At 63.8% G+C, this 19,776-nt stretch carries 14 protein-coding genes and 2 pseudogenes; 6 read left to right on the plus strand and 10 right to left on the minus strand.

The genetic code is table 11. The features are described 5' to 3' along the window. Positions 1 to 12: 12 nt before the first annotated feature. The 6 genes from AC1Z3W_RS29350 to AC1Z3W_RS29375 are packed head-to-tail and all read left to right on the plus strand — an operon-like array spanning position 13 to position 4,794. Positions 13 to 258: a 4Fe-4S dicluster domain-containing protein gene (locus tag AC1Z3W_RS29350; protein ID WP_006755644.1), complete on the plus strand. Its 246-nt coding sequence runs from the start codon at positions 13 to 15 to the stop codon at positions 256 to 258. Positions 259 to 296: 38 nt separating this feature from the next. Then, positions 297 to 1,721 carry an ABC transporter substrate-binding protein gene (locus AC1Z3W_RS29355; protein ID WP_124833130.1) on the plus strand — a complete coding sequence of 475 codons (1,425 nt, stop codon included), beginning with the start codon at positions 297 to 299 and terminating at the stop codon, positions 1,719 to 1,721. A 38-nt stretch (positions 1,722 to 1,759) separates the two neighbouring features. After that, entirely contained in the window at positions 1,760 to 2,635 is an 876-nt protein-coding gene (locus tag AC1Z3W_RS29360) for an ABC transporter permease (protein ID WP_057925394.1), read from the plus strand. Beyond that, complete coding sequence (locus AC1Z3W_RS29365; RefSeq protein WP_057925395.1) at positions 2,632 to 3,423, plus strand: ABC transporter ATP-binding protein; 792 nt, start codon at positions 2,632 to 2,634, stop codon at positions 3,421 to 3,423. The genes AC1Z3W_RS29360 and AC1Z3W_RS29365 overlap by 4 nt, the downstream gene beginning before the upstream one ends. A 34-nt stretch (positions 3,424 to 3,457) precedes the next feature. Further along, complete coding sequence (locus AC1Z3W_RS29370) at positions 3,458 to 4,453, plus strand: HEAT repeat domain-containing protein (RefSeq protein WP_057925440.1); 996 nt, start codon at positions 3,458 to 3,460, stop codon at positions 4,451 to 4,453. Further along, on the plus strand, positions 4,450 to 4,794 hold the full coding sequence (locus tag AC1Z3W_RS29375) for a gamma-butyrobetaine hydroxylase-like domain-containing protein (RefSeq protein ID WP_124833129.1): 345 nt from the start codon (positions 4,450 to 4,452) through the stop codon (positions 4,792 to 4,794). Before AC1Z3W_RS29370 ends, AC1Z3W_RS29375 begins: the two co-directional genes overlap by 4 nt. Positions 4,795 to 4,914: 120 nt before the next feature. Here the strand turns inward: AC1Z3W_RS29375 and AC1Z3W_RS29380 are convergent, their stop codons facing one another. The 10 genes and pseudogenes from AC1Z3W_RS29380 to AC1Z3W_RS29425 all read right to left on the minus strand — a co-directional run. Next, positions 4,915 to 5,523, minus strand: coding sequence for a 2'-5' RNA ligase family protein (locus AC1Z3W_RS29380; RefSeq protein WP_057925397.1), 609 nt, complete (start codon positions 5,521 to 5,523; stop codon positions 4,915 to 4,917). A gap of 562 nt (positions 5,524 to 6,085) precedes the next feature. After that, on the minus strand, positions 6,086 to 7,318 hold the full coding sequence (locus AC1Z3W_RS29385) for a Wadjet anti-phage system protein JetD domain-containing protein (RefSeq protein ID WP_057925398.1): 1,233 nt from the start codon (positions 7,316 to 7,318) through the stop codon (positions 6,086 to 6,088). Further along, a complete protein-coding gene (locus AC1Z3W_RS29390) occupies positions 7,315 to 10,698 on the minus strand; it encodes an ATP-binding protein (protein ID WP_124833128.1) in 3,384 nt (1,127 codons plus the stop codon). Before AC1Z3W_RS29390 ends, AC1Z3W_RS29385 begins: the two co-directional genes overlap by 4 nt. Further along, entirely contained in the window at positions 10,685 to 11,326 is a 642-nt protein-coding gene (locus AC1Z3W_RS29395; RefSeq protein ID WP_124833127.1) for a DUF4194 domain-containing protein, read from the minus strand. The genes AC1Z3W_RS29390 and AC1Z3W_RS29395 overlap by 14 nt, the downstream gene beginning before the upstream one ends. Positions 11,327 to 11,328: 2 nt before the next feature. Further along, positions 11,329 to 12,783 (minus strand): DUF3375 domain-containing protein, encoded by a 1,455-nt coding sequence (locus AC1Z3W_RS29400; protein WP_057925400.1) that lies wholly within the window; start codon positions 12,781 to 12,783, stop codon positions 11,329 to 11,331. Positions 12,784 to 12,793: 10 nt separating this feature from the next. After that, positions 12,794 to 15,367, minus strand: a complete 2,574-nt coding sequence (locus AC1Z3W_RS29405) for a DEAD/DEAH box helicase (protein WP_483509039.1) — start codon at positions 15,365 to 15,367, stop codon at positions 12,794 to 12,796. A 294-nt stretch (positions 15,368 to 15,661) separates the two neighbouring features. Continuing rightward, positions 15,662 to 16,599 (minus strand): annotated as a pseudogene (locus AC1Z3W_RS29410) (nucleotidyl transferase AbiEii/AbiGii toxin family protein). Continuing rightward, positions 16,583 to 17,404, minus strand: coding sequence for a type IV toxin-antitoxin system AbiEi family antitoxin domain-containing protein (locus AC1Z3W_RS29415; protein WP_057925401.1), 822 nt, complete (start codon positions 17,402 to 17,404; stop codon positions 16,583 to 16,585). The pseudogene AC1Z3W_RS29410 and the gene AC1Z3W_RS29415 overlap by 17 nt, the downstream one beginning before the upstream one ends. Before the next feature lie 172 nt (positions 17,405 to 17,576). Continuing rightward, positions 17,577 to 18,394 (minus strand): IS5 family transposase gene (locus tag AC1Z3W_RS29420; protein WP_301820559.1). Its coding sequence is split into 2 segments (ribosomal slippage): positions 17,577 to 18,046 and positions 18,046 to 18,394, totalling 819 coding nucleotides; the frame shifts between segments, so codons are not numbered across the junction. A gap of 1,094 nt (positions 18,395 to 19,488) precedes the next feature. Further along, a pseudogene (locus AC1Z3W_RS29425) lies at positions 19,489 to 19,730 on the minus strand (transposase); the annotation flags it as partial. Positions 19,731 to 19,776: the final 46 nt, after the last annotated feature.

Below are 19,776 nucleotides of genomic sequence, written 5' to 3' on the forward strand. Positions count from 1 at the left end.
AGGAGCCTTACCGTGCCCCATACCCCGCACGACATCTTCCTGCGCAGCAGCGCACCCGTGACGATCGACGAGGACCGCTGCATCGCCGACAAGGGCTGCACCGTCTGCGTCGACGTCTGCCCGCTCGACCTGCTCGCGATCGACGTGACCAAGGGCAAGGCCTACATGCAGTTCGACGAATGCTGGTACTGCATGCCGTGCGAACGCGACTGCCCGACCGGCGCGGTCAAGGTCGACATCCCGTACCTGCTGCGCTGACCTGGCGCGCCGCTTCCCCACCATCGGACCTAAGACACATGAACCCTACGCTACGGATGTTCCGCCTGCTCACCGCATCGCTCGCGCTGTCGGCCGCCGGCCTCGCGCACGCCGACACGATCCGCGTCGCGATCGGCACGCAGGACACGACGATCAACTGCGCGACCGGCGGCCTGCTGATTCGCGAGCTGCATCTGCTCGACAAATATCTGCCGCACACCGGCAAGTACCAGGACGTGAAGTACGACGTGCAGTGGAAGGACTTCACGTCCGGCGCGCCGCTGACCAACGAGATGGTTGCCGGCAAGCTCGACTTCGGCGCGATGGCCGATTTCCCCGGTGCACTGAACGGTGCGGCGTTCCGCAAGGCCGGCCGCAAGAGCGTGTTCATCACCGTGCTCGACGGCAGCATCGAAGGCAGCGGCAACGGGATCGTCGTGCCGACGGATTCGCCGGTGCGCTCGCTCGCGGACCTCAAGGGCAAGACGATCTCGGTGCCGTTCGCGTCGACCTCGCACGGGATGCTGCTGCGCGCGATCAAGGCGCAGGGCTGGAACCCCGATACCGACGTGAACATCGTCACGCAGGCGCCCGAAGTGGCCGGCAGCGCATTGAAGGCCGGCAAGATCGACGCGCATGCGGACTTCGTGCCGTTTGCCGATCTGTTCCCGTATCGCGGCATCGCGCGCAAGATCTACGACGGTGCGCAAACCCATGCGCCGACTTTCCACGGCGCGCTCGTCGACGCGGACTACGCGCAGCGCTATCCTGAGGTGGTCGTCGCGTACCTGCGCGCCGCGATCGAAGCGAACCGCCTGCTTGCGCAGAATCCCGAGAAATACAGCCTGCTGATCGAAAAGGTCACCGGCATCGAGGCGCCGGTCGACTACCTGTATCACGGGCCGCTCGGCATCCAGACCCGCGACCTCACGTGGAAGCCCGAATACCGTCAGGCCGTCGCGACCGCCATCGACACGCTCAAGCTGCTGAAGAAGACCGACACCGCGCCCGATCCGGCGACCTTCATCGACGACCGCTATATCCGCGCCGCCTTCAAGGCGTCGGGGCTCGACTACGACGCCGCGCTGAAGCATTACGATAAGCAGCCGCTCGTCGCGAACGACGCGACGACGGGCAAGCCGATCCGCGACTTCAACGACGTCGCGCAGGTCTGGCTCGTCGGTGACCACCCCGTGCGCCACTATGCGAGCCCCGCCGCCGCATTCGCTGCGCTCGGCAAGCTCGGCGCGGATGCGAAAGTACGCGCCGTGTTCGTGCACGATCACACGAGCGGACTGAAGCTGTTCGCGGATCAGGCCTGGTACGTGAAGGACGCGCACGGCGTGCTGAGCGCGTTCCTGCTGAAGACGGGCGCCGATGCGTACGCGAAGCAGGTATCGGGTTCAGTGGTCGATTACGCGGCCGCGAAGACCGGGGCCACGCAGGCACTCGCGTCACGCTGAACGTCCCCCTTTTCCCTTCACAGCTACCGGATACTCGCATGGCCGCCACCTTCGAACTTGCCAAACGCCGTCTCTGCGCGTCGCCGCGCGCCGGCGACACCCGCACCGCACACGCCGCCGCGCGCGGCCGGCCGGCGTCGCTGCGCCGCCGCGCATGGCGGATCGCATCGCTCGCCGCCTGCATCGCGCTGTGGCAGGCGGCCGTCCAGTGGCGGCTGTCGCTCGGCATCGTCACGTTCGCGAACGTGCCGGCGCCTGCCGACGTCGGCCCCGCGTTGTGGTCGCTGCTGCATTCGCCGAAATTGCCGATGCACCTGTTCGCGAGCATCACGCGCGTGCTCGCCGGGTTCGTTGCCGCGGCATTCGCCGGCGTCGGCCTCGGGCTCGCAATCGGCCGCTATCGCACGCTCGAGGACACGCTGCTGCCACCGCTCGAAGTGTTGCGGCCGATTCCGGCCGTCGCGTGGATTCCGCTTGCCATCCTGATGTTTCCGTCGTCCGAACTCAGCATGATGTTCATCACGTTCATCGGCGCGCTGTTCCCGATCCTGCTGAACACCGTGCACGGTACGGAGGCCGTCGATCCGCGGCTCGTCGCGACTGCGCGCAGCCTCGGTACGCGCGGTGTCGCGCTCTACGTGGAAGTGATCCTGCCGGGCGCGGCGCCCGCGATCTTCACCGGCCTGTCGATCGGGATGGGCACCGCATGGTTCTGCCTCGTCACCGCCGAGATGATCGCGGGCCAGTACGGCATCGGCTATTTCACGTGGGAGTCCTACACGTTGCAGAACTACCCGGACATCGTCGTCGGGATGGCTGTGATCGGCCTCCTCGGCATGGGCAGCAGCCTGCTCGTCAAGCGGATCGGCACGGCCTTCACGCCGTGGTATGCACCGCGAGGAGGCCAGCAATGAGCGCGGCCGGTATCGCCACGCCGGCCGCGCCGGGCCGTGTCGGCGTCCGCGCGCTGACGATCGAGCTCGGGCCGCCGCATGCGCGTTTCGCGGCGCTCGATGCACTCGACGTCGACATCGCGCCCGGCGAATTCGTCTGCGTGCTCGGGCCGTCCGGATGCGGAAAATCGACGCTGCTCGGCGCGCTGGCCGGCCACGTCGCCGCGACGCACGGCCAGATCGTCGTCGACGGCGAACCGGTCGACCGCCCGCATCCCGATCGAGGGCTCGTGTTCCAGCAGCACACGCTGTTTCCGTGGAAACGCGTGATCGACAACGTCGCGTTCGGCCTCAAGATGAAGGGCGTGCCGGCGCACGAACGCCGTCGCGAGGCAGCCGCGCTGCTCGAACTCGTCGGGCTCGGCGGATACGGCGCGCACTACCCCGCGCAGCTTTCCGGCGGCATGCAGCAGCGCGTCGAGATCGCGCGCGTGCTGATCAACCGGCCGCGCATCCTGCTGATGGACGAACCGTTCGGTGCGCTGGACGCGCAAACGCGCCGCATGATGCAGACGCTGCTGCTCGACATCTGGTCGCGCATCGGCACCACCGTCCTGTTCGTCACGCACGACATCGAGGAAGCGCTGTTTCTCGGCGACCGCATCCTGATGCTGTCGCCGCGGCCGGCGCGCATCGTCGCCGACATTCGCGTGCCGCTCGCGCGGCCGCGCACCGACGACAGCACCACCGAGTCCGCATTCGTCGACATCAAGCGGCGCTGCCTTGCGCTGTTGCGTGATGCCGCGTGACGACGTGCCCTTCTACTGCCCCGACTTTTCGCCCATGACCGCTTCCTCTACTGCTTTTCCGCTGCCCGGCGCGCACGATCCCGATCTCGCCACGCTCGTCGCACGCGTTGCCGCACCCGACGCATCGGTGCGGCGCATCGCACTGCTAGAACTCGCCGATCTCGAGGATCCCGACCTCGTGCCGACCTTCGTTGCCGCACTGCGCGACGATCCGTCCGCCGACGTCCGCGGCGAAGCCGCGCGCGTGCTGGCCGCGTGGGAACAGCACGACGTCGTCGACGCGCTGTGCCATGCGCTACTCGATGCCGACGACGACGTGCGTGCGACCGCCGCGCAAAGCCTGTCCGAGCTGAAGGATGTCGCGTCCGGCGCCGTGCTGTGCCGCTGGGCCGAACGCGCCGAGCCGTTCGTGCTCGGTGCCGTACTGCGCGGCTTGCGCGAACTGCGCGACCCCGACGCGTTTGTACCGGCGCTGCGCGCGCTCGACGCGCCGGCGCCGGCCGTGCGCGCCGAGGCCGTCGCCGTGCTCGGCTGGCTCAAGGACCCTCGCGCGCTGGCGCCGCTCGCTCGCGCCGCCACGGCCGACGCGCATGCGGACGTGCGGCGCATCGCGGTCGGTGCGGTCGGCTTTGCCACATCGAGCGACCCGGCTGTCGCGACCGCATTGCTTGCGGCACTGCGCGACGCCGAATGGCAGGTCCGCGAGGAAGCGGCCGCGACGCTCGGCAAACTGCGCGTCGCGATCGCACGCGATCCGCTCGTCGCTGCGCTCGGCGACAACTACTGGCAGGTGCGCTTGCGCGCGGTGCGCGCACTCGGCCAGTTGCGCGATGCCGCGGCGGCACCGGCCGTCGTCCCGTTGCTCGCGCATACGATCAGCAACCTGCGCAAGGAGGCCGCGCTTTCGCTCGGCGAACTGCGCGACCCTGCGACGCTATCCGCACTGCATGACGCGCTGGACGATCGCGATCCCGAGGTGCGCAAGGCCGTGCGGATCGCGATCACGCAGATCGAGGGAGACGCGCGATGATGGCGCCGACCGAGATCCTGCTCGACCATGCGGCGCATGCGTTGATGCTGCGCTGGCCGGACGGCGACATACAGCGCATCGGCTATGCACGTTTGCGCAGCGATTGCCCGTGCGCGGCGTGCCGGAAAATCCGGCTCGATGGCGGCCGGATCAATGCGCAGGCGGACCTGACGCTGGATGGCGTCGAAGCGGCCGGTTACGGCATTCGTTTGCTGTTCGGCGATGGACATGCGCGCGGGATTTATCCGTGGCCGTACCTGGCCGGACTCGGTGGGAACGACTCGGATGCGGCGGGGATCGGGTCGCGCGATCCACTTACCCCCGTCCATTCTGCGAGCTGAAGGAGGCCGGCGACAAATCGATCCGTATTGCGTCGCGCGTTATGGCGTCGCACCGCGCCACGACGTGGGGCACGCCGCGCGCGTCGCAGCGCTCCCCGCAACGGGAACGGAAGCGAGATATCAGTCCGAGGATCGGCGCGATGAGTCCGCAACCGTCAGCGGCCACCGTCCGATGACATCGTAATGCGTCCTGCCGAGCCAGCTGTGGATCAGCACGAACTCGGACACCGTCCAGGAAATCGGCTCGATCCGGTACTGACCGAGCCTTCGTTCTCCGTACAGCAACGTCACGTGGGGCGTGAAACGCGCACTCGACACGCGCAGCCCCGCTTCGCCGAGCGCACCGCGCAGCCGTTGCCGAAACGCAACCAATGCGTCGAGCCCCGCGCCGCCCGTCAGCACCAGCGGGCAATGCCCGGGACGTCCGTTGAAACTGACAAACTGGTCGAAGGTGACGCGAAACGACCGCACATCGATGCGGCGGGCCGCGGCACACGCGCGTGTGAGCGTGGCGCCCGGCACGCAGGCAAAATCACCGAGCGGATACAGCGTGACGTGCAGCCGCTCGGCGTCCAGCAGCCCGCTCCCGCCGCGGTTCCCGCCATGCAGCCGCCTCGCGATGCCGGCAAGGTGCGCGGCCGTATCCGGGTCCGGCATCGCCGCGAAGAAAAAGCGATGCTCGGCTACCGGGGGACGCACGTCGAATCCGGGGAGGGTCAGCTGGATCACGGCAGCATGGTCGATACGCCGATGGACGAGCGTCCATTATGATTAATCCAACAAATTCGCGCACGGCGCAAAAAAACGCCCGACGGGTTTCCCCTGCCGGGCGTTCGCATCATCCGATGCCGTGATCGGCTACCGGTGCGCGGCTCGGTGCCGGATCACTCCCATTCGATCGTCAATCCGCTCGCTACACCCTTGCGGGGACGGGGTTGCCGCCTGTTCGTGTATCGGAGATACCGTCACCGATACCGAAAAAAGTCGGCACCTATCGGCTTTGGACAGACTGCATCGGAGAATCAACCTGCGCTTTCGGTCAAAGATCACGTATGCCAACCTTCTGGAGACGCCTTCTGCGGGATACCGTCATCGATACCGTCAGGCACTTTCCAGCGAAATCCTCGAAGAGCTGACAGAAGCCGCGACCTTAACGCCGGCCACTCCTTCGGCAAAAAAGCATGAAACGTGTGCGACAACCACAGTAGGCGAAACGCAGCGGCCTGTTCGGCACGGAGATGCGACGAAACGGTCATCGGGGCAGTGAACTCCGGCCGGCAACTCGGAGTAATCACGCCAAAACCGCAAGCGCCGCTTCGACCCACCGGAAACCGATATGCTCTTGCTCGAGCCGCACGTTCCTGCGCAGCCGGTTGTCGCGCAAATCGTCGAACAGCGCTTGCTCGGCGGCGTCGAGTCGCGGCAAGTCGCGACGCACCGGTTCCTGCTCGTCGCGCCAGAACGCGGCATGCGCCATCAACGTCGCCCGGTCCATCAGCAAGGATTTGACGTGGCCGAAGTGGCCGCGCAACTGGTCGAGGATGGCAAAGCCGTGCGTATCGATATCCCCCCAGTAATGGATGTCGCAGCGGGATAGCCATTCTGCTTTCGACAGCGCGTCCCACCCATATCCCGCGCCGAAAACGACGATTGCATCTGCCATGGCCGGGAATGCAAGAAAATTCGTCTCGTTCTCGGTGATGAACACCCGGCGAATCGGCACCGCCAGCGCGGCAAAGCTATCCGCATCGAGGGCAATATCCGGCAGAACAGGGCCGGGAAGCACCGGCAGTCGCGCGTCGAGCAACCGAAACCGGATGCGAACCGGCTTCTCGCGAAAGCCGTAGCGGGCCGCAAATTGCCCGCTCCCGGTTTTCTCCGCTGCGATGGCCTCCGCCGGCAGCACGAGATCGAGCCAATCCGTCAGCACGCCTCGCCGGCTTTCGATGAATTTGCTCGGCACGCCGGCAATATCGACCTGCCTCAGATAAACGCCGGAACGCGGATGCCGTACGATCCAGTCGACCACTGCGAGCAGGCGCTCGCATTCGTCTGCCAACTCGAGTGCTTGCAGCGGGCGCCGGCGAAACCATGCCAGCAACTCGGGCTGCCGTGCACGCACGAGCCGTAGCAATCGGGTAAAACGTGCCGCATCGCCGCGCCTGCCGATCATTGCCAGCGCATGGTCCAGCCCATCGAGCCAGATGGCCTGCGGCACGCGTTGAACGCCCAGAACGCGATGGTTGAGTTCACGCCACTCGATCCTCGTCTCCTGGACGGACACGAGCTCGGCAATCCACTCCCGAACGGCCTGGAAATGGTCCATCAACTCCGTCGAAGTCGGCCCCTTCATCGCCAGCCGCAGCGGAAACGAACAACCGGACTGCGCGACGGCATGCGCCTCTTCGCCATCGACGCGCACTGCGTCGGTACACTCGCCGGCCGCCACGCTGCGCAACAACTCGCCGCGATCCCACAGACGTCGCACTTGCGCCTTCAAATCCGCAGCCGAGGTCCAGCTCACGCGATACCCTCCGCCTTGCGGGCGAGATGCTCCTCGATCGACAGATTACGCAGCTTCGACGCACGCCCCTCGTCGTTATGCACGAAGCCGACGCTGGACACGAACGGCTCGATCACGTGGATCTTCTGAAGCGGCGTCACGATCAGCAGTTGCAGGTTGAGTTGCTGGAACAACCTGAGCCCGTATTGCGCGGACTCGTCCGAGCCGCGCCCGAACGCCTCGTCGATGACCACGAACCGGAACGAGCGCGACCGCACCGCGCCCCATTCGAGGCCGAACTGATATGCGAGGCTCGCCGCGAGAATCGTGTAGGCCAGCTTCTCCTTCTGCCCACCGGATTTACCGCCCGAATCCGAATAATGTTCGTACTCCGTGTCGTCTTCGCGCCAGCGTTCGCTTGCGGCAAACAGGAACCAGTTCCGCACATCGGTGACCTTCGTCGTCCACCGGCGGTCGGCATCCGACAGCCCTTCACGGCCACGAAACCGGTCGACAATCGCCTTGACCTGCAAGAACTTCGCCTCCGAATACTGCGCATCGTCCGATCCGGTCAGCGCACCTTCGGTACAGGTCCGCAACTCGCCCTGGAAATCGCGGATATCCGCGTCAGGGCTCGCCTGCGCTTCCAGCACGATATACCGCCCCGGGTTGTAGTCGATCTGCGCGAGCGATTCATTGATGCGGGAAATGCGATCCCTGATTGTTTCGCGTTCGCGTGCCAGCTGCGCGTTGAAATTGGCGATCTCGTTGATCGTGTTGGTATTCAACAGTTCCTTGAAGCGCGCCTCGAAGCGTGGCAGATCGTCGGCATTCAATCGAGCCAGCAGTTCACGATACTCGAATGCGGCGTCGACGCTGGCGTCGAAATCGGCGGTATCGAGCTTGTACGCGTCCTTGAACGTCGACATGCTCTTAATGATGCGTTCGGTCAGCCGATCCAGACGCTTGGCCTCCGCATCCATGCGCGCCTGCAACGCGTCGCGCAATTCCCGTTCGCGGTGATCGCACGACTCGACCGACAACTGATGCTCACCGAGAACCTCCGTGCGCAGCCCCTCCAGCCGCTCGCGGATGTCGTCCGCCACATCGGCCAGCGAGGCGGACGTTTGCTCCCGCAGTGCATCCGCGGCATCGCGCTTCGCCTTGATGCCGCCCAGATCCATGTTGAGATCCGACAATGCTTTTTCGCTGTCCTTCAACGCAGCCTGTACCGATTCCAATTGCGCGGCCAACGCCAGCAATGCGTTGCTGGCCGCTTCCAGACGCGCCTTCTCGTCCTGCAGACGGGCGATCGCCGCCGCGCAGCTTCGCCAATCGATCTCGCGAAAATCGTTGAATTCATTGAGCGCCGCCAACGCCTCCAGCCGATGCCGCAGTTTCGCCTGCTCCCTCTGTGCGCCGGCGATTTGGGCGCCGATGCCGCCGAGACGCGTCTCGAGTGTGCGCAATTGCCCCTCAAGCGTTGCAATCTTGGCCGCGTTGCTCCAGCCGAGGACATAGCGGCTTCGATCGTCCAGGCGATGCCGGTCGTCTTTCTCGTGTCGTTCGCCGGGCGCCTTGACCTGCCCAGTGCGGGTCAGCGCGCGAGACTCGCGGCGAAACTGCTCCTGCGTCGCACAGCACGCGTAATCGAAGCGCTGCGCGAGCGAACGCTCCAGCCAATCGTAGAACGGCGAATCCGGCTTGATCGCGACGCGGCGCACCAGCGAGTCGCGATGCAACTCGACGGCGCTCTGCTCGCGCGCCGGCCGCACGCGAAAGTAGACGAGCCGCCCGGCCAGATGGGTGCGGTCCACCCAGGCCGCGACATCCGGATAGTCCGCATCCGGCACGAGCAACGACAGACCGAAGTTATGCAACACGCGCTCGATCGCCCCTTCCCACTGATGCGCATCGTCACGTACCTGGATCAGCTCGCCGGTAAACGGCATGCCGTCCTCGTCGAGACCGAGTGCGGCGCACATCGCCGCGCGCATGGCAATCGACTCCTTCGGAATATTGCTGCGACGCGCCTTCAGGCTCGCGATTTCGTCGCTCAGCGTCTGATGCTCGCGCTTTCCGTCGCGCAGCGCCACACCCCACTCGGTGATCCGGTTCTGCAGATCGGCTTCCTGCTGCCCCGCGACTTCGCGGAGAGCGGCCACCTGCTGCCGCAGCGCGATGAAAGCGGGTTCGTCGACCGCGTTCGATTCGCCGATGGCGTTCAGCAACTCGGCATGCCGCTCGGCTCGCCGCTGCCGCCGATCGCGCTCGCGCTCCTCGTCCCGAATCTGCGCGGCAAGCTGCTCGAGCCGATCGCCGCCTTGCTCGGCAATCGCACGCTTGAGGCGATCGGCTTGCGTGCGCTCCTGATCGTGCTGCTCGATGCGCCGCTCCCGCTGCGCCGACACGCGGACGTGGTCTTCGGCGAGCAACTGCAGCCGCCTGTCCAGCAGACCCAGCTTCAACCCGGCGAAGTACGGCTTCAGCGCATCGCGGCACACGCGTGAACGCGCCTGCTCCGCCGACAGTTCGGCATGCTGATCGCAGTCCGACACCAGCGGTTTCAGCAATTCCACCTGGCGCTTAGCCTTGAGCACCGCTTCGTGCGCGCGATTCAAATCGTCGAAATGCGAGATCAGTGCGTCGATGCGCGGCGCGACGTCGAACGGTTCGAGCATATGACTGCGCACGAAGTCGGTCAGATTGCCGACCGACTTCATCGACACCGTCTGATGAAACAGCTCGAGCGCCTGCTCGCTCTCGATACCGAAGCGTCGGCGGAACCACGCGCCGTATTTCGGAAAGGTATCCTCGATTTCCGCACCCAGCGCGCGCAATTTCTTGCGCAGTTGAGCGACGTCCGAGCCGAAGCGCGTGAAATCGGTCGCAATCGACAGGTCTCGTTCGGCGCCCACGTAAAAGCGCGCTGGCTGGCTCTGCGCCTCCTTCATCCAGAAGACCTGCGCGAGCGAGACCGTCTGGTCATACCCCGCGTTGTGAAAAACACCGAGGATCACCGAGTAGCCATTGTGATCCCGCAATGAGACAGGCCGGGCCGTGCCGGTCACTTCATTGCGCTCCGACTTGAAATGCCCGAGCACGTAGGAGCGCAGCGTCCGTTCCTTGCTGTCCGCACCCGCCGCCTTGTTGTACGCGATACGCTGGGCGGGCACCAGCAGCGTCGTGACCGCGTCGACGAGCGTCGACTTGCCCGACCCGATGTCACCCGTGAGCAGGCCATTCCTGCCATCCAGATGAAGCGTCCAGACACGAGCGTCGAAGGTGCCCCAATTGAAAACCTCGAGACGCATAAGACGAAAGCCGGTGAGGGCATCGTCGGCGAGAAAATCCAGCTCGAGCGGCTGCGGAATCGCGTCGTCCGGCTTATTCATCGACATCGCCTCCGTGCTCCATCTCCGCGCCCGCCAACTGCGCGCGATATGCGGCGAGACGCGAGTCGAAATCCGACAGCCATTGCGCGTCGACGAACGCCTTGAGAATGCGCCGCACTTCGAAACTCGACGGCCCGCTCGCGGCCTTCAGCCTCCGCAGGAAGCCGAGCTCGACGACCTTGTTGACGTGCGTATCGATCTGATCGATCAGTTTCGCTTCGTTGCTGCTGTCCGGAAGAAAAACCCTCACGAGCTCGACGATGGCATCGCGCGACAGAATCAATCGTGTATCGCCCCCGCCGGCATCGAATTCGGCAAGTTTCTTGCGCAGCAACGCGAGCAGCAGGCTCACCGGAAAGGAAATCGGCCGCCGCGCGATCAGACGCGGCACCTTCCGTGCCGCATCTGACTCGACCTCTTCCGGACGGCTGCGCAGGAATGCGTAGCCTTCCGCGTCGTCCAGCACCAGTTCCAGGTCCAACACCCGGACGTAATCCCGCACGTGCATCTGCAGATCGAGCAGCGCGCTCCACAAGCGGTCGTCGTCCTCGCGATAGATCACGCCTTTGAGCAGCGTGACCGCCAATGTCGACAGATCGGCATTCGCGGCCGTCTCTTGCCGGTTCTCTTCCATGTTCATCTCACAAAGATCACCCGCGGCATCCGGGCACGTCTCGTCGTCGGGGCTTCGTCGGCACGAGTCGATTGCCATGCGATCAGTTCGATGGTTTCTTCGTCGACGACCGTCCTGAACGCGTCACTGCCCAGTTGCAGGTACGCGACCAGCTCGGCCAGCCCCTGTTGCAGCGGGTAAGACTCGATCAGTTCACGCAGCGTCACCTGCGAGCGATCCTGCAACGCATGCCGGATGCGTCCTGCGAGCCGCGCGCGGTCGATCACCACTTGCGCGTACAGCGCCGAAGCATCCAGTTCGACGTCCCCGGCTTCCAGTTCGACATCGTCGATCACCGGCTTGCGCGTCGGCACGTGCAACGGCCGCTCCATCGGCAACTCGACGTCCGACGACGCATCGGGGAGACTCATGAACGCGCCGGCCGGCGGCGCATCTCGCACGGCCACCGCCTTGGCTTCGATACCTCGCAGAATGTCCATAATGCGGCGATTCTCGAGCCACGCCTGATCGTCGAGGAACCGGCGCAGCTGCTGCGAAAGCTGGGCGACCGTGCGCTGGGTGTGCTCACCCGCCTCCAGCCAATCATAGTGCACGCGCGCGGTGCGGCCGTCGGGCTTCATGTCGGCCACGGCCGGCAGCGCGAGCACGTGCGCGAGCCCCTTCGTGAACTCGTCCTGACGCGTGCCGGACATCAGGAAATCCCAGAATGCACGAAAGCTTTTACCCTGATCCGAATCGCCGATCGCGTCGCGCTCGCCCATGATCTCCTCGAGCAACGCGCCCTTCGAGCCCTCCCACAATGCAATGCGCTCGCGCACGCGGCGGTCGAGCATCCGGAAATTCTGCTCGACCTCGCGAAAGTCGGTCAGCAACTCGCGCGCCAACTGCACGAATTGCTGAAAGCGGTCTCTGACGGCGGTGTCATCCAGCACGACGAGATCCCCGGACAACGCCCTCGAGATTTCCGCATCGATCTCGTCGCGACGCTTGCGCAATTCGGCAATGCGTTTTTCCGGATCGGCTTCACTCCCTTCGCACATCTGCCGGAGCAGTTCGAACAGCGTCAGCAGGCGCGACTCTGTGCCGACGAAGCTGCGCACCGTCAACGCATCCAGCCAGGCGATCGCCTTTTCCATCGCGGGCGTCAGGTCGAAGAGCGGCTCGTCCGAGCCTTGCCGGTAGAACTTGCGCAGCCAGCCCTTCTCAGGGCTCGCCCAGTCGTTGAGGTAGTCGAGCGCGCGTTTCGGGTAAGCGTCCGCGCCCAGACGGTCACGCAGGACGAAAAGCTCGTCTTCCAGCGCTTCCGACAGATCGGCTGCGGGTATCACCCGTACGTTCGGCGCGATGAAGACGCGATGCAGAAAGCTCGCGACTAGCGGCGCATGGTCGGACCGCAGCAGCCGCCACGCCGGATGCTGCATGCGGAGTGCTTCCAGCGTCGCATGGTCGAGTGTCATCGATTGCCACTCATTTCGCGGTATCGACGGCTTCCGCCGTCACGCCGCCGCTGCGCAGGGCCGATGAAATCGCCGACAACGCATCGGCCAGCCGTCTCGCCGTGTCGGGCGGCGGCAGCGGCAACCGGAGACTTCGCGCGCCCGTGGTAGGGTTGCGCTCGACCCATGGATGCGTGCTCGCCGTCCCTTCGGCGGATGCGTTCAATGCCGATACCAGTTCCACGCCGAACTGCAACAGTCCGGACCAGGGATCGGCGCGCACATCGCGCCACACAGGTTCGGCGGCGGCGACGCCGGAATGCGTGTGGTCATCAGCAAGATGCTGCGCGTCCCGGGCTTCTTCGGACCGTCCGCCTGGCGCAGCATCGGCGGAGGCGTCCACATCGGCGGCCGCGGCAGCAGCATCGGCATCGGCAGCAGCGGGTTCGGCATCGATATCAGCCTCGACGCCGGCAACAGCACTCTCCTCCGGATCCGCCAGCGCGTCACCCTCGCCCATCCGGCCCGTGACAGTCTCCACGTCTTTCATGAAGCGCGCGAGGCGCGAGCCTCCGAGCGAGATGTCGCCCGCGCCGCCGTCTAGGATGCCTGCCATCAGCGAGCGCTTGAAAGCCAGCACCGACAGCATGCCCTCCTCGATCGTGCCCTTGGCCACGTAATTGACGATCTGCACGGGCTTTCGCTGCCCCATGCGATAGATGCGCGCGATACGCTGCTCGAGCACGGCAGGGTTCCACGGCAGATCCATGTTCACGAGCGTCGATGCGTGCTGCAGATTGAGCCCCGTGCTGCCTGCGTCCGTCGACAGAAAAACACGGCAGTCCGGATCGTCCCGGAATCGCTCCACCAGTGCCGGGCGGCGTTCCGACGGCACGCCGCCGTGAAAGCTGACATAGCCGACGCCGAGCCGCTCGAGGCGGCGAATGACGATCTCGTGCGTGCGCGTCCATTGACTGAACACCACAGCTTTCGCGCCGGGCTCGGCCAGCAGGGTTTCGAACAGCACCGCCAGTTCGTCGGCCTTGACGCCGTGATCGGTCTCCTGGTCCAGCAAATAGGTACTGTTGCACGACATCCGCATGTTCTGCAGCGCGCACGTGAGTCTTCGCTGGTCGCGATCCGACAAAAATTTCAGTTTGCGCCAGCGATGGACGATCCTGGCCGCGGTCTCCGCGTTCTCCGCATGATAAGCCATCTGCTGCTCGGTCATCGGCACCAGCAGATTCTGGTCGGTACGCTTCGGCAACTGACGCAGCACCTCGGACTTGCGCCGGCGAATCATGATCGGCGCCAGGGTCTGATTGATCATGTCGAGCCCCGTGTACCCCGTCACGCGTCCGGCCTCGTCCTTGACCTGATGCTCATGCAGCAGTTTCCACGTCGGACCGAGGCGATGCTGGTCGACGAACTGGACGATGGAAATGAGTTCCTCCATCTTGTTTTCCAGCGGCGTGCCCGTCAGCACCACGCAATACGGACTGTCGATGCGCTTCAGCGCTTTCGACGCGACGGTGTTCCAGTTCTTGATGCGTTGCGCTTCGTCGACGATCACGAGTTCCGGCGCCCACGCGGCAATCGTGTCGAGGTCGTATTTCAGCTTCTCGTAGTTGGTGATCTTGCAGAAATCTTCCTCCGCATATTCGCTTCGCCGCTGTGCGAGGTTTCCCGCGATCACGCGCGACGCCCGGCCGGAAAAGCGCGCGATCTCGCTCTGCCACTGATACTTGAGCGAAGTCGGGCAGACCACGAGCACTTTCGACACGCCGGCATGCCGCGCCAGAATCTCCGCGGCCGCGATCGCCTGAACGGTCTTGCCCAATCCCATCTCGTCGCCGATCAACGCGCGCCCGGCCCGTACGGCAAACAACGCGCCTTCGGCCTGATACGCATAAAGCGGCACCTTGAGCAGCTTCCTGAGTTGCGGATCGGCGGCGCCACCTGGAAACAGGCCATTGAGCATCGCGGCGCGGCGCAATGCATCGCTGCGCCCCGCGATGAAATCCAGCGCGTCGTCATAGGCGCGCAGTTCGTGTCCGGCCTTCGCCACGTGCGTAAGAAAGCGCCGCAGTTCGTCGAAGCAAGCCTCCGGCAATCGCCATCCGTCAGACACGTCGAACAACGCCGCGGCAGCGTCCGCCACTTTCGCCGGGCAATCGGTACCCGCTCGAAAATGGATCGTTCGCCCACCGTCGTTGCGCAAATACAGCTCCGAGAAAGCCGGCTGATAGCCGCGTGCGAATGCCGCCTTGGCGCCGCGCTTGCTCATCAGTTTCGACAGCGTGAATTCAATGTGCTTGCACGTGCCCAACTCGTTGGTCGCGTAGTCGGGACAGGCGCAGAAGTTGTCGCCCGGCCGCGTACCGCGGATTGCGACACGATAGTGGGTTTTCGACTCCGGATTACCGATGCGGAATTCGGAGAAAAACGCGTCCGTCCCAAGATTCTCCAGGCTGAACGGCTGCTCGCGCCCGAACTGCCGGCGCAGCGCGCGCTGCCAATCGGCAGGGGCCATGTCATCCGGTGCGTGGGTTCTGGACAGCCTCGGGGGTTTGTGCTGCGTTGCAGCGTCGCGCTTGTTCTTCATCAGGTCGGGGGCATCGGCGGGTCATGCTCACGACCTCTCGCACCTTTTGCCGATGCGGGAGGCGGGCGATTTGCGGGAGTGACGACTTTGGCGACACCAACGTCAACCACGGCGAATTATATCGAACCAGCGACCTGATCCCGGCCGCCGGCTGTTTTCGCCCGTTCGGCAACGAGCTGCGTGACCCGATTCAACGTGGCCTTAAACAGACATCGATCCGCGGCATGGCGGGAAGGCAGGACATATCATCCGCTGTGTTTGGAAAAAAGCGTCGACAAGTTCTGCATGCGCGGTTCATGCGGTTCGCGTTGCGATCCGTTCCAGAGTTTGCTCGAGCTCCCGGCGATCGGCCTCACGCTTGGCCGCAGTCCGCTGCGCCAGGTTATGCAACTTGCGCCGCACACCCGGTAGCTCATTCGCATGCGCAAGCCCGATAGAGCCGAAGTCCGGCTTCTCGTCCTCCACTGATCGAAGAAACGCCCGCGAAGGTTCGTCCAACCAGTTCGCCACTCGTGCCAGCAAACGCTCGCGGCTTTCCAGCAACGCTTCGGCGCTGACCGGCTCGGCCGTCATTCCCCTGAAGTGCGCATCGAACGTTGCAGCGAAATCCGCCGGTACTCGAGGCGCCAGCATCTCCCAAGCGGGCTTAGGGCTGCAGGTCAGATACACGAGAAAAGTCCGCCAGAGCACATCGTTCGCTCGTCCTCCAACAGCAGACCGACATCGAACAGGTCGCGCGGATGCTGCCGCAACAAGGCGGCGGCGAGCTTACCGGCATAGAGATCAGCGAAATCCAGCACCTGGACAGAGGCAAAGCCGAAGGCCTCCTCCACCTTCGGCCTGACCACCATGGTGCGTACTGGATGCACCGTGCCACGCATGACCGGCGTCGTCTCGATCTGCACGCGTGCGCGGCCGCGACTGACCACCAGCCGCGTGACCGATCCCGTGCCCTCTCCCGCCGACGACTGCACTTGAAGTTGCAGCGGACGGGCGCGTAGCGTAACGGCCAGTTGCTCCAGTGCCGCCGCGATCAGAGTTGCGTCCTCGGCAAAATCGTGTCCCGGCAGCCAGGCCAGATCAATGTCCACCGACAGCCGTGGAAGTTCGTGCTCGAACAGGTTGATCGCCGTACCGCCTTTAAGCGCGAAGCGCGGCTCCCGCGCAAGCACTGGCAGTATCTCGACCAGCAATTGCACCCGGTCGGTGTAGCGCTTATCCCAGGTGCTCATCCAAGTCTCCAGGCAATGTGATCTGGTAGGTCGGATGCAAGCGCCCGCCGGGGACCAGCGCACGCTTGCCCCGGCCCAGATCAACACCATCAAGGGGTACATGCAACAGCCACGCATGCCGATGGCGTTCGGACAGTGCCAGGAATAGCCGTTTCGCTTTGATACTGCGGCAATGGCGCAACAGCATAGCGACCCGCTGCGGCCGCAGCGTGGTCATTGCCTGCATCAAGGCATCCGCCTCGTAAACCAAGGCCGTATCCGACACTTCGTCGCACAACTCCAGCATGGCCCGCTCGGGCGTTGAGCAAGCCAAGGCACCCGTGCTCGGACTGGTCTCATGCCATACCAGCCCTCGGTCGAGCAGTACCTTCTCGGACACGTCGTGCGTGAACTGCAGCACTGGCCAATCGAATGGCCCCTTGCCATGAAACTCGAAGCGCTCCTTCAACGGCAGCTTGCACACCCATCCCGGCAGCCGGTTTGGTCCATAGAGCGTGATCGTACCGGCTTCGCCGAGACGCAGGTAATGCTCATGCCCCTGCATGGCCAGCGCAAAGCGCCCGCCAACATGCAGCGACAGTCTCTCATCGAATTGAAGGCTACGGACCACACCGTCCCATTGCAGGTGCCCGCCCTTCCTCATGTAGACGCCGCGCGCCGGCGAGACCAGCCAGCCGCTGGCCACGTAGCGTGCGACGAGGCTGCTGGAGTAGCCATGTGCCCGCAGCCACCGACTGGAAATCAGGGCGGCATCGCCGAGTTGTGTCAGCAGATGGTTTAGCTTTCGATGATTTTGATCACTCATAGTGCTCAAAATACACCTTTGGCAAACTCTAGCCAACCTCTATTGGTTTAAAAAATATAAAAATTGGTCACCCTGAGTGAGTTCTAAGTAGCCATGACGAACCGCGTGCAAGCGACACAGGCAGGCCTCCGGCATCAGAACCATAGTTGACCTCCCGCCCTTAGAGACGGTTTCATAAAGACTGCTCGGCGCGCCGGAGTGTATTCCAGCAGATCAGGCAGCAACCGAGTTTGAGGAATGCGCCGTGAATGTCGGCACGGCGTTCGAAGCGAATACGGAGGCGACGGAAGTGATGCAGCCAAGCATGCGTACGTTCAACGACCCAGCGATATTTTCCAAGGCCGCTGCCGTGTTCGGTACGACGCTTGGCGATCACCGGTTCGATACCACGATTGCGCAACGCTTTTCGATGTCGCTCGGAGTCGTATCCGCGATCGGCGTAGACCACACGCGGTCTCTGCAGTGGGTGGCCGCGCAATCCGCGAATCGGCGGAATCGCGTCGATCAGCGGCAGCAATTGCGTGACGTCGTTGACGTTCGCGCCGGTCAGGATCGCGGCAAGCGGCGTGCCGTTGGCATCGGTGACGATGTGGTGCTTGGAACCGGGTCGCGCGCGATCGGTAGGGTTTGGCCCAGTTTTTGGCCTGCCCCAACGGCGCGAATCGATGATGAATCGACAGCGGCTCGCGAGAAGTCGATCTGGTCTGCTGCTCGCAGCTTCGCGAGCAGCAGCTCGTGCAAGCGGTCCCACACACCGGCCGCTTGCCAGTCGCGCAGCCGGCGCCAACATGTCACGCCCGAGCCGCAACCCATCTCGGCAGGCAGGTCGCGCCAGCGTAGTCCGGTCTTGAGAACGAACAAGATGCCGGTCAGCGCGGCGCGATTCGAAACAGGCAGGCGACCCGGGTTCTTCTCGCGCCGCGGCTTGGATGGCGGCAGTAACGGCTCGATCAGTGTCCACAATTCGTCGTCGATGATCGGCTTGCCCATCTCCTCGGTCTCGGTTGTTCCGATGCCTGAGGTTAACAGCTCGCCGCGAAAGTTAACAGCCCCACAGGCTCTTTTTGAAACCGTTTCTTAGGAAGTTGCGGGTACCGCGGTCATCAGGAAGACACCAAGCGTCTAGCTGACGGCATGCAGATACCGTCACTGATACCGTCCACGCCGCTGGTATCAAGCGAGCCCCTACGCATGCTGCTCGCGTATACGTCAGAAATACCGTCAAATTGTGGTTGCTCGGGCTCGCAGCAGGTTCGGATGCACTTTTAGAATTCTCATATTTCTCAAGGGCTTACGAACCTGCACTGGCCAATTTAGAATTGGGCCCACGCCATTTACGACGCACCGCAATGTTTTGATTTTAAAGGGAATTTACAAACCACTTATTCCCACTCGATTGTCAATCGATGGGCTGAACCCTTGCGGAGACGGCGCTTCCACGCGGTCGCGTAGCGACGATACCGTCAAAGATACCGAAGAATCCGGCTGGCTGTTGCCGGCACTGAAGAGACCGCACCGGAAAATCAAGGCATGTTTTCGTTGAAAATCCACGAAGACCGCACATCTCGATGACGGCCTCTGTAGAGATACCGTCATCGATACCGTCGGGTCACGCACGGGATCGCGCGGACTGCTACACGCTCCCGATGACAGTGTTAATTATGTCAAATGAAAGTTGTCTCAGCGCGCATTGCTTCCGGAGTTTCAGCTCGAAAAACGTTTCCTCCGCTGCGCTGCGCTTCGCCGCTCCGCCCGAAAAACGTTCACTTCCTTCGAAATCTTGTCAATTTTTAGCCTATATCAGAGCTTTTTTCGAGAAACATTCACGAGCGCCCACGAGCCGGAAACTCAGGAAGCTGCATTGTCTGTTGGTGGAGGACTGTTAGAGGCAAAGGACTCTCGGACAACTTCCTCAATTCGCGCGATGACTTCGTCAGGCAGATGGAAGTATTGCTTGCGTTTGTTTGCAGAGAGCTTTCCACCGTTGGACTGACCTGCCCCCTTCAATAGGGCCAATGGGCTTCACCATGCGAATTAGCGCCGACAAGTCGGATTGGGGCAGGTCGAACTCTGCGTCCAGTTGCAATCAGCAGCCATTCCTCGTCGCGCGAAGTGGAACGCCAGTAATCGCGATGGGGCGCACGTACGCACTACCGCCGCAAATCGCGAGTGCAGTGCGGCACTGCGTACCTTCTCGCCACGAAACCGTGCGATAGGAGGATGGTTCGAGCGCAAGCGCCAATTCCTTCGCTGAGACGGGACCATGTCCTGGTATCCGGCGCTGCAGGCTTCGTGGCCGGCCGCATTTGCCCTTCATGGGTTCGGCAGCAGTGCGCGCCCCGGCGAACACGCGAGAAAGGTCGAGCACACGC

Source organism: Burkholderia sp. 10_S31 (genome assembly GCF_056930375.1).

Coding starts and splice junctions, on each gene's coding strand:
- AC1Z3W_RS29395 (WP_124833127.1), bottom strand. CDS start 11,326: ATGGAAGAGAACCGGCAAGAGACGGCCGCGAATGCCGATCTGTCGACA.
- AC1Z3W_RS29405 (WP_483509039.1), bottom strand. CDS start 15,367: ATGAAGAACAAGCGCGACGCTGCAACGCAGCACAAACCCCCGAGGCTG.
- AC1Z3W_RS29375 (WP_124833129.1), top strand. CDS start 4,450: ATGATGGCGCCGACCGAGATCCTGCTCGACCATGCGGCGCATGCGTTG.
- AC1Z3W_RS29370 (WP_057925440.1), top strand. CDS start 3,458: ATGACCGCTTCCTCTACTGCTTTTCCGCTGCCCGGCGCGCACGATCCC.
- AC1Z3W_RS29415 (WP_057925401.1), bottom strand. CDS start 17,404: ATGAGTGATCAAAATCATCGAAAGCTAAACCATCTGCTGACACAACTC.
- AC1Z3W_RS29390 (WP_124833128.1), bottom strand. CDS start 10,698: ATGTCGATGAATAAGCCGGACGACGCGATTCCGCAGCCGCTCGAGCTG.
- AC1Z3W_RS29400 (WP_057925400.1), bottom strand. CDS start 12,783: ATGACACTCGACCATGCGACGCTGGAAGCACTCCGCATGCAGCATCCG.
- AC1Z3W_RS29355 (WP_124833130.1), top strand. CDS start 297: ATGAACCCTACGCTACGGATGTTCCGCCTGCTCACCGCATCGCTCGCG.
- AC1Z3W_RS29365 (WP_057925395.1), top strand. CDS start 2,632: ATGAGCGCGGCCGGTATCGCCACGCCGGCCGCGCCGGGCCGTGTCGGC.
- AC1Z3W_RS29360 (WP_057925394.1), top strand. CDS start 1,760: ATGGCCGCCACCTTCGAACTTGCCAAACGCCGTCTCTGCGCGTCGCCG.